The 10,328-nt window shown below is 33.8% G+C and carries 12 protein-coding genes; 5 read left to right on the top strand and 7 right to left on the bottom strand.

From position 1 onward, the window contains the following. Positions 1–13 precede the first annotated feature (13 nt). Positions 14–853 carry a transporter substrate-binding domain-containing protein gene (locus KO527_RS16835; protein WP_216041456.1) on the top strand — a complete coding sequence of 280 codons (840 nt, stop codon included), beginning with the start codon at positions 14–16 and terminating at the stop codon, positions 851–853. Continuing rightward, positions 846–1,733: a peptidylprolyl isomerase gene (locus tag KO527_RS16830; protein ID WP_216041455.1), complete on the top strand. Its 888-nt coding sequence runs from the start codon at positions 846–848 to the stop codon at positions 1,731–1,733. Before KO527_RS16835 ends, KO527_RS16830 begins: the two co-directional genes overlap by 8 nt. Positions 1,734–1,784: 51 nt before the next feature. On the opposite strand, the gene KO527_RS16825 is transcribed toward KO527_RS16830, so the two are convergent. After that, a complete protein-coding gene (locus tag KO527_RS16825; RefSeq protein WP_216041454.1) occupies positions 1,785–3,335 on the bottom strand; it encodes a winged helix-turn-helix domain-containing protein in 1,551 nt (516 codons plus the stop codon). Between the two features lie 185 nt (positions 3,336–3,520). On the opposite strand from KO527_RS16825, the gene KO527_RS16820 reads away from it, so the two are divergent. Further along, entirely contained in the window at positions 3,521–4,963 is a 1,443-nt protein-coding gene (locus KO527_RS16820; RefSeq protein WP_216041453.1) for a serine hydrolase domain-containing protein, read from the top strand. A gap of 64 nt (positions 4,964–5,027) precedes the next feature. Here the strand turns inward: KO527_RS16820 and queF are convergent, their stop codons facing one another. Further along, entirely contained in the window at positions 5,028–5,876 is an 849-nt protein-coding gene (gene queF / locus KO527_RS16815; protein WP_216041452.1) for an NADPH-dependent 7-cyano-7-deazaguanine reductase QueF, read from the bottom strand. 67 nt (positions 5,877–5,943) lie between these two features. Between queF and syd the strand changes: the two genes are divergently transcribed. Next, positions 5,944–6,495 (top strand): SecY-interacting protein, encoded by a 552-nt coding sequence (gene syd, locus KO527_RS16810; protein WP_216041451.1) that lies wholly within the window; start codon positions 5,944–5,946, stop codon positions 6,493–6,495. Positions 6,496–6,602: 107 nt separating this feature from the next. Here the strand turns inward: syd and KO527_RS16805 are convergent, their stop codons facing one another. From KO527_RS16805 to KO527_RS16795, 3 genes are read right to left on the bottom strand one after another with little or no spacing between them, the layout of a single operon-like run. Beyond that, the gene (locus tag KO527_RS16805) at positions 6,603–7,274 is read right to left on the bottom strand and encodes a M15 family metallopeptidase (protein WP_216041450.1); all 672 of its coding nucleotides are present in this window, start codon (positions 7,272–7,274) and stop codon (positions 6,603–6,605) included. Next, positions 7,271–8,401: a succinyl-diaminopimelate desuccinylase gene (dapE, locus tag KO527_RS16800; RefSeq protein WP_216041449.1), complete on the bottom strand. Its 1,131-nt coding sequence runs from the start codon at positions 8,399–8,401 to the stop codon at positions 7,271–7,273. Before dapE ends, KO527_RS16805 begins: the two co-directional genes overlap by 4 nt. Then, positions 8,398–8,751 (bottom strand): ArsC family reductase, encoded by a 354-nt coding sequence (locus KO527_RS16795; RefSeq protein WP_252733823.1) that lies wholly within the window; start codon positions 8,749–8,751, stop codon positions 8,398–8,400. The genes dapE and KO527_RS16795 overlap by 4 nt, the downstream gene beginning before the upstream one ends. Before the next feature lie 271 nt (positions 8,752–9,022). Here KO527_RS16795 and KO527_RS16790 point away from each other — a divergent pair, with 271 nt between their 5' ends. After that, entirely contained in the window at positions 9,023–9,349 is a 327-nt protein-coding gene (locus KO527_RS16790) for a hypothetical protein (RefSeq protein ID WP_216041448.1), read from the top strand. A gap of 45 nt (positions 9,350–9,394) precedes the next feature. Here the strand turns inward: KO527_RS16790 and KO527_RS16785 are convergent, their stop codons facing one another. Together KO527_RS16785 and KO527_RS16780 are read right to left on the bottom strand one after the other, a co-directional pair. Further along, positions 9,395–9,901 carry a PTS glucose transporter subunit IIA gene (locus KO527_RS16785; RefSeq protein ID WP_216041447.1) on the bottom strand — a complete coding sequence of 169 codons (507 nt, stop codon included), beginning with the start codon at positions 9,899–9,901 and terminating at the stop codon, positions 9,395–9,397. Beyond that, positions 9,901–10,290, bottom strand: coding sequence for an ACT domain-containing protein (locus tag KO527_RS16780; protein WP_216041446.1), 390 nt, complete (start codon positions 10,288–10,290; stop codon positions 9,901–9,903). Before KO527_RS16780 ends, KO527_RS16785 begins: the two co-directional genes overlap by 1 nt. Positions 10,291–10,328 lie beyond the last annotated feature (38 nt).

The raw sequence follows: 10,328 nt of genomic DNA, 5'->3' as shown, positions 1-10,328 counted from the left end.
TGAGGTTTTGATGATGAAAATAGCCTTTATTCTATTTATATTGATAGGATTCAATGCATTTTCAAAAAATGATGTCATGAATATACGTTATCATGCACCCGCAAATAATTATATCGCAGAGCTGTTTGTACTCGCACTTGAAAAATCAGACGTTGAATTTAACTGCATACCGGTAGAAAATTTACCAAGCCAAAAACGAAAAATATTGCTTTTAGGGAAAGAAAAAACACTCGACTTAGCTTGGACAGTCACTAATGTGATAAGAGAAGAGCAAGCCTTAGCAGTTAAGATTCCCTTAGATAAAGGTTTATTAGGCTATAGAATACCGCTGATCCATAAAAACAACTTAGATTTATTTAAAGGTAAGCGACATACAACGGATATAAAAAAAATTCATTTTGGCCTTAGCTTTGATTGGCCAGATTTAGAGATTTTCAAGCAAAATGAATTATCAATATTAAGTTTTTCATCTCATAGTCAGGCAAATAATTTGTTAAAATCCGGACGGATAGATGCAATTCCTGATGGCTTACTAGAAGTCGGTTCTTATAAACTCCAATCTGAATTAACCTATGATAAACATGTTGTTTTATATTACCCATCAGCAGTTTATTTCTTTGTGGCAAAAGAAAATCAAGTGCTTCATGATGCACTTGAAAAAGGTCTTAATTTATCTCTTAAAGATGGGAGCTGGCAAAAGTTATTTAATAAATATTTTTCTCAAGTGATAGAAAATGTAAACTTAGATAAAAGAACATTGATTCGATTAGATAATCCAACACTGCCAAGAACGGCACCAATAGATATGCACCAGTATTGGTATAATAAAAAGAATAAGGTTTCAAATGAATAAAGTTAAAAGTTTAATTGCTTGCAGTATCTTAGTTGCAAATTTTGCATCAGCGAGTAATCAAGTTATTGAAAAAGTAGCTTCTCCTGCCGAAATTATCAAAAAGGCACCTACAACCGACTGGCGTAAATTGGATCCAGAAAATACTTTATATCTTGAGCTTGAAGAGGGCACTGTTGTAATCGAACTTAACCCAGAACTGGCGCCTGGACATGTAAAAAATATAAAACAATTAGCCAGAGAAGGCTTCTATAAAGACTTAAATGTTTATCGTTTTGTTGAAGGGTTTGTCGCCCAAGGTGGCGATGCGAAAGAAACCAAAAAACCAAAAGTTGGAAAATCAGCCATTAAAGCCGAATTTTATAAATCAACACAATCAGCACAGGTAATCACATTAGTTGATGATAAAGATGGCTATGCAAGTCGTACAGGCTTTTTAAATGGTTTTGCTGTTGCGCAAAATGATGATGCGACAAAAACATGGCAAACCCACTGCCCAGGCACTTTTGCTATGGCAAGGGGAAACTCAGCTGATAGTGGTGGTACTGAGTTTTACGTGGCTTTAGGTGCGATTAGATATCTAGATCATAATATTACTTCTTTTGGTCGTGTGATCACGGGTATGGAGCACATTCAACGTCTCGAACGCCAACCAAAAGATGATACTGATTTAGCATTTAAAAATTACAATGTGATCAAAGATGTTAAAGTGGCAGCTGACTATTTAAAAGAAAGACCTTTAGTAATCGATATTATGAAAACAGAATCAGAGTCTTTTAAAACCTTAATCAAAGCAAGAAAAAACCGCCCTGAAGATTGGTTTTTAGCGACACCAAATTACACAGACATATGTGCTGTATCTGTACCTATGCGTCAAGGTTAAATATGTTTTGATTTCCCTTTAAATACTCACTTAAAGGGAAATCAAAAAAGACTATCTAGGCACTCGCTTTAATCTATTTAGTCTATTTTTTTGAGTTAATTTATGAAGAACATTTTTAAATTTAGACTCCTGATCAATACTTAAAAGTATAGATATATTTTCAAAGCGATATTCGAGAGTGAAACCCGACTCGATAGCAAGGATCAGTTCGCCTATTGCTTTTTCGGTGGCGTTATTGGCAAATAATAAGAGTCCTTTAATAAATTTCAGCTCAGGCCATTGATTTCCTTTCTCTATCTCATTTTCAATTTGTTGTGTTAACAGTTTGACTTGATATTTATCTTTATTAATAACTGAAATATATACTTGAGCAGGTAAGCTATATCTACCACCTAATAAGGCTGCTTGTTCAAAACTGTGTTTGGCTAATTGTAGGTTACCTGTTTGTAATAAATGTTGTGCCGTAAGCCAATGTTCAAACTGAGAAATTGTATTTTTGTCGTCATCTCTTTGTGTAATTAACTGGGATAATGAATCATCGTTCGTAATTAAATTTAATTCAGTAAGATAGTTTTGAGATAATCGATAATCGGGGTTAAATTCTAAAGACTGCTCTAGTGTCGCTTTTGCATAATTAGGCATACTTAATTTCTGATATGTCTGAGCTAAAATAATCATTACCTCAGGATTATTAGGAGATTTATCTATGGCTTTTTTTATAAGGGGGTAAGCCATTATGGGATTGCCAACCTCAAGGTGTATTAATGCTTCATATGCTAAGGGTACTCCCCAATTAGGAGCAAGTTCACTTGCTTTTTCGAATAAGCTTATAGATTCAGTAAAATAGCCCTTAAGGTAAAATGAAAAACCTAATGATTGGTATCCCCAAGGTTTGTTTGGCTCGACAATTATTGACTGTTTAGCGAACTTTATTGCATTTCGTAACCAAGGTTCAGTTTTTCCAAACTGATAATATCCTTGTGCATACACATTAGCTAATCCACTATTGATTGAACCTTTGTTAGGATTTAATTTAATTGATTTTTGATAAAGTGAAAGTGCTTTATCATTATCTTTTTGGTTAAAGCGAGCATAATATTGTGCTGCTTGAAATTCATAATCAATATTACTGCTATTGGTTTCGTCATCTTTTGAACTTAAAAGAAACAATGCGGTTAGTAATGTTATAAATATCAAAAAGAAAGTAATAAATTTGAACAAGTTTTTATTACTTTTGGTTTTTATAAGGTCGTGTGATTTTTCTGTAAATTCTTCTTTAGTATTATCGGCCTTGCAAACAGTTGTAATGCATCGGTAACCGAGTCCGCGTTCGGCAACAAAATATTTGGGATTATCAGAAGAGTCCCCAAGAGAATCTCTTAGTCGAGATATTCGTTTTTTTAGGTTTTCATCAGATACGACCCGATCTGGCCAAACAGCTTTCATCAACTCATCATGACTTACTATATTTGGGGTATTTTGAACTAGCGTAAGTAATAAACGATATGATAGCTCTGAAAGGTTAAGCTCAATGTCGTTTTTCAAGACTGATCTTTCGCTTGGGATTATAACTAAACTATCGCCTACTAATAATTTATCCATTTGTTATATGCTATTTTATTTCCATTAATACAATATGTTACAAGGTATATTTTAGGTTGTCACTTTATGTCACCGAAAAAGACTTTGTTTGTCAGCTAGATTCTTACTTTTTTATATACAGTGATATTGATCAGCTAATGAGCATCATCTCCAGCTAATTGTATTTTTAATATATAAGGAAAGTTATGAAAATTAAATCGCAATGTCTGATAATTATTCTATTTGGAATCATGGTTTGGCCGGCTTTGGCATATGACAAAGCTATTGAAATTGAAAAATTCGTAAGTGAATTTCACAATATTAAAGAGTTCAACGGTACGGTTTTAGTTTCACAAAATAATAAAGTGATATTTGAAAAAGCATATGGTTTTGCTAATTTTGAATGGGATATAAAAAATACGTTAGATACTAAGTTTCGTATCGCATCTTTAACAAAACAGTTTACAGCCATGTTAATAATGCAGTTGGTTGAAGAAAATGTATTAAAACTAGATGCACCTATTAGTGAATATTTAAAAGATTTTCGTAAAGATATAGGCGATAAAGTGACAATACATCATTTACTAAATCATACTTCGGGTATACCGAATTATTTACGGATTAAAAATTTTAGAAAAGATATTAGTCGTAATAACTATTCTGTAGCTGAGTTTATTAAGAAATTTTGTAGTGATGACCTAGATTTTGAACCCGGTTCAGATTTCAGATATAGCAATTCAGGATACTTTATACTTGGAAGTATTATTGAGAAAGTGACTAAGAAAACTTATGAAAATGTGCTTAGGGAAAACATATTAGACCCTTTAGGTATGAAGAATACAGGTTATGATAATAGTTCTGTAATTATAAAAAATAGAGCAAGTGGCTATGACAAAACACTTAATGGTTATGTCAATACAGGTTACCTTGATATGTCGATACCTTATGCGGCAGGATCTATGTATTCAACCGTAAGAGATTTATCACTTTGGGATAATGCGTTATATACCGAAAGCTTGTTAAGTGTAAATTCAATTAAAAAAATGTTTAAAGTATCAAAACACAGAAATTATGCTTATGGATGGGAAGTTAACGAAATACCAACATCTGGATTAGGTCAAAAAATTACAAGTATTAACCATGGTGGTGGCATTAATGGTTTTAATTCAAGTATCACTAGAATTCTGCAAGATAAATATTTAATTGTTCTTTTAAACAATGGTGGTGGGGCGCCAATGCGAGCGCTTAATAAAGGGATTACTAATATTTTATATGGCAAACCTTATCAATTAGCACAACAGCGACTAAATAATATTTTGTATGATCTCATAGTTAATGAGGGGATAGCCTCTGCATTACAAAAATACAATAAATTGAATGAGCAAGGTAAGGGGTTTAGTGAAAGAGGGTTAAACCACTTTGGTTATGAGTTACTTAATTTGAACTTGACTGAAGCCGCTATTGAAATATTTAAGTTGAATGTTGTAAATAACCCTGAGTCGGCGAATGCCTACGATAGTTTAGCCGAAGGGTATCTATCTATAAAAAACAATACGCTAGCATTGAGTAACTATAAAAAATCATTAGCGTTAAATAAAGAAAACGAGAATGCGAAACAAGCAATTAAAAAGTTAAAAGCATTGTTATAACTATGTGATTTGAAGATAAACCGGGTAAATAAATTTGATTTTTTTACCCTGTTTAATAATTAATTTACTGACGATTAGTTTTTATTACAAATGGGATTTCATCATTATTTGTAGCACGGTATGGATTGATATCTAAGCCGCCACGTCTGGTATAACGGGCATATACCTCTAGCTCTTTTATGCCTAATTTAATTTGCATATCGCAATAGATACGTTCAACACACTGTTCATGAAATTCATTATGATTTCTAAATGAAATTAAATAACGTAATAGGCTTTCGTGGCATATTTGCGCGCCTGAGTAACGAATTACAATACTTGCCCAATCAGGTTGAGATGTGATCAAGCAATTAGATTTTAATAAATGACTATGTAGCGTTTCAGTTACTTGCTCATTGCTATCGCTTAGCTTTAATAAATTACTATCAAATTGATAATCATCTATTTCTATATCTAAATCATCAATACATAAGCCGGGAAGGGCTGTCAGTTGTAGTGATGATAGCTCATCTGATTTATATAATTTTATTTGAACTGGAGCATTTACAGCTTGAGATAAATCGCGCTCTAGATGTGCTTGTACAGTTTGCCAATCAACAAACCGGGTTTGGTTAAAGCTATTTAAGTATAGTTTAAAAGATTTAGACTCAACTAAATGGCTGCTTTGACATGGGAAAATAAACTCAGCAACGGCAACTTGAGGTTTGCCTTTTGCGTTTAACCAAGACAGCTCATAGCCAGTCCATAAGTCCTGACCTTTAAAAGGTAAGTTAGACTCAACAACGTTTAATTCATCACGATTAAGTTTGCGAGGAATAGGGAAAAGTAAACTCGCGTCGTATTGATCTTTATATTCAGTTTGTTGGCCTAAAAGCGTGCCTTTTAGTGCTTCAGAATTGTCGTATGCTGTCATATATATAAATTTTGCTTTTAAGGTTACAATTGCGTCCATTGTAACGAAAGTTAAGTGATCATGCAGTATGTCAGTTTATAAAAAGTTAGAAACCCTATTTAGTCAATATCAAAATCAAGCAAAACAAAAAACAGATCAACTTCCTGTTGTAGCCCATGATGCGCAATGGCCTAGCCCTTGTGAAGTGACTGATACCTTAGAAAATGGTCAAATTCAGTGGCAAGCTGTTGAGAAAGAGCCAAAAACTGATATGGAAAATTTAAGTCGCGCCTTAGAGGTTAAGTTTCCTCAAGAGTTAGGTGAGTTTTACGGTAGCTTTTATGCCGATAATATTACGGTAAGCTCGCCATGGGGACAATTGGTTTTACTTCAGGCTTGGAGTGAAGATGATTATGATCAATTACAACAAAATATCACAGGCCATGTTTTAATGAAGCAAAAATTAAAACATGATGAAACTGTTTTTATCGCACTAACCCAAGAAGATGATTTATTAGTGACAGTTGAGAACTGTACGGGTTACGTTTGGCTTGAATATGTTGGTAAACGTCCACATCAAAAAATTTCGGATTCTGTATCTGAGTTTTTAGAACACCTTAAAGCAGACTTTATTGCTTAGTGTGATGCCTGTTATATTTCAATAAAAACAACAGACAAGACTCCCGATAAAGCTCTTCGGGAGTGACGTTTTAAGTATATCTACATCTGTCTATATAGAGATGTTTATTAGACATTTATATTAGTGATAAACTGTTTATAGAGTTCAGGCAAATTAGCTAATACAGCTTCTTTTCCTGCAAAGTCATATTGCTTTAAAACCTTTTCAAGCTTTTTTACTGAGAACTTTTTAAGCATCATATCAGCTGTAGATTTATGGCTAATATGCCAAGGCTCAGCGGCGATGCCACCACGATATTCATCATAAGGTTTATAAAAACCAAACTCTGCCATGTTGTCATCTAGCCAAGCAGTTAAAGCTGCAAATCTACCGCCTTCACTATATTCATCTTGTTGTAAACGAATTTGATATTTATCAGTAATTGCGGCTTTATCATAAAAATCGAAATCAGTACCCCAATGATGCCGACTCGCACCAGGAATCGCGGAGAACAACATAATTGCTTGGCATTTTTCTAAATCAGATAATCCATTTAACTCTATAGGGTCATCATTGATATCAAATACAGGGTTAATACCATTGTATTTCTTTTGCCAAATCATTAGTTGTCTATCGAAATCTCTAAAACTTGAAGCAATTGCTAAATCAAAGCCTGCTTTTTTCGCGGCAATCGTTAATGACTGCAAATCAGTGACTATTGCCCAATTAACAAGAGAACCATGAAACTCGACTAAGTGTTTTTCAGTTTGCCCTGTTAAAACTTCAGATGAAAAAATCATGTTAAAGTCTCTATTAAAATTTGCTCATAAACATCTGTTAATATTTCAAGATCATCTGCTTTTACACATTCATCAATTTTATGAATTGTTGCGTTACAAGGCCCTAATTCAATTACTTGCGCGCCTGTTTGTGCAATAAAACGACCATCAGAAGTACCGCCTGATGTTTCTAGCGAAGTATCTATATTTTGAATATGCTTAATTGCTTTTACAGTCGCATCTACCAAAGGACCGGTATCAGTTAAAAACGGTAAACCATTTCTAACCCAGTTTAATTCATAATTTACATTATGTTTTTTTATGATCTCATTTACTTTCTCTTGTAGAATTTCCATGGTCACTTCAGTACTGAATCTAAAGTTAAATTGAACCTCTACAGAGCCCGGTATTACATTGCCAGCACCTGTGCCGCCATTGATATTAGAAACTTGAAAGCTGGTGGCAGGGAAGTATGCATTACCTGAATCCCAGTGGGTATTAGTTAATTCTTCAATAATAGGCGCAGCTAAATGAATTGGGTTCAGTGCTAACTGCGGGTAAGCTACGTGACCTTGAATGCCTTTTACAGTTAAAAAGCCGGTTAATGAGCCACGACGACCATTTTTAACAACATCACCTAACACTTTTGTTGAAGAGGGCTCTCCAACGAGACACATATCCATCTTTTCGTTACGTTTTTCAAGTTCGTCAATGACACGTGTTGTGCCATTAATAAATGGACCTTCTTCGTCAGACGTAATTAAAAATGCAATAGAGCCCTTATGATCTGGATATTTAGCAATAAAACGTTCAGTTGCTACCACCATAGCGGCCAAAGAGCCTTTCATATCCGCAGCGCCACGGCCATGCAAATAGCCATCTTTAATTTCACCGCTAAAAGGGGGGATTTGCCATTCATTTTCAGGACCTGTAGGCACAACATCAGTATGACCTGCAAAACAAAAAACAGGTGACTTATCACCTTTTCTGGCCCACATATTTTGAGTATCTACAAAAAACATGTTTTCAATATTAAAACCGACATCAGTTAAACGCTCAGCCATTAATTGCTGACAACCCTCATCATGTGGCGTAATCGAAGGGCGCTGAATAAGTGCTTGTGCTAAATCGATAACAGAGGAGGTCATTTATTAAAAATCTCTTTATATTGTGCGTCTTTAAAAGCTAAATGTGATGTATTGTTATGTACTAATAATGGTCGTTTGATCATCGCAGGAAACTCTAATAACAACGCAAGGGCAGTGTCTTTATTTAAGCCATCTTTTTGTTCTTGTGTTAGTTGGCGGTATGTTGTGCCTCGTTTGTTTAATAACAGTTCCCAGCCAAGTGCAGCTTCAAACTCAACTAACATCTCGCTTGTTAAACCTTGTACACGATAATCATGAAATTCAAATGCAATATCATTGGCTTCTAACCATTTTTTTGCTTTTTTGATGGTGTCGCAGTTTTTTATACCGTACATAACTGTTTTGTTCATTTTTAATTCCAGTTCTTTGAAGTCTTTAAATTACCGACATTTAAACATATTTGTAAGTGCTTTTCAGCTAATCAATTATTCCTATGCTGGACTACAAAACATGTAACTCTGATTACAACAATTTACTTCATGGCCATAATTTAACGATATAATGAAGATGAATAACAAATGAAATTTATCTAAAAAATGTGACTTTATCTAGTTATATGAATGTTTTCGGCGAATTTATTAATTACTTCGTTACATATTTAGATATCAATTAAGAGTTAAAATGAACAAATTATTCATAACTTTAATCGCTTTGGCGCTTGCATTTCTATTAACAGGGTGTTTTAAAGTGAGGCATGAAAAGATATCTGGAGAGCAGTTTCTATATGATAAAACTGTGATGCAATATACAAAATATAACGCTAAGACTTTATCTAAACTTGCTATAGATGAGATTAATTGTGAGTTACATCATGAGCACACGGGCAATTTTGTTTTGAGCATGATTGAAATTGTAGGGGTAGAGAAAGTTAAAGCCTATGCAAAAAGTGATTATGCTAAACAACAAATTCGTCAATATGAAAGAAGTCGGTTTTCTACAACAAGGTAATAGAATACACCTTATAAAGTATGATTAGTATTCTAGGCTCAGTTATTAACGTTTTTTAGCTGTAACTTTAAACAGTACATCTTCTCCTGCGGTGATTTGATTGTGAGAATAATATATCGCACCTAATTTTTGGTAGTTTAAAATAGTCACCGAAGCAATGATAGGAGTGGGTACTTTTCTTAAATCAAAATGAACGATAGCTTCTGAAGCTTTAACATTTTGGTTTTCATGTTTTAGGATTGCTAAACCTGGTAATGGAAAATAGCTAGGATCAATATTTAGCGCTACTAAAAGCCTTAAGCCATTTCTAGCTTTAAAATATACTTCAGTTCCACCCATTTTTATTTTTTCTATTATGCCATCAAATGGCGCTATAATTTTATGACTACTGATCTCAAGTGCTAAACCACAGCCAAGTACACCTGTAGAAAAGATAACTTCAGGGTGTTCTTCTAGAGGTTTAATTCTGCCTGATAAGGGTGACATTACAGGGAAACCGAGATTGACGACTTGTTGTTGTGTTGCAAAAATGATTTGTTTATGAATCGACATTATTGACCGCTGATAACGTTATATCCGTTTTTTTGAAGACTATTAATTGCATTATCCATAAATTCTTGTTTAATTAAAATATAATCGGTATCAAAAGTTGAGATAGCAAAAATAGAGATTTTTTCTTGTGCTAAAATACCTGAGATATTTGATAAAATTCCCGTCATTGAAAACCCTAAAGGTCCTAAAACTTCTAAAGCTGCCCAGCCAGACTCGGATTCATTACTATTGAGCTTTAAATAATCAGGACACACAATGGAAAGTTCATCGTAAGTTTTGGCGATAAAATATACCGGTGCATTATAGACTTGTTCAGGTATTTGCTCTGAAGGATCAAAACTATGGATTGTAAATGTTTCTTTCATTAACTCTAAGGATTGTTTTGACATGAATTTCCTTATTTAAAATTACGATACTAAAAATTTTA

The organism is Pseudoalteromonas sp. C2R02 (genome assembly GCF_018860845.1).
Classification (GTDB): Bacteria; Pseudomonadota; Gammaproteobacteria; order Enterobacterales; family Alteromonadaceae; genus Pseudoalteromonas.
Note: the sequence above shows the minus strand (reverse complement) of the source record. Positions and strands in the feature narration are given on the sequence as shown.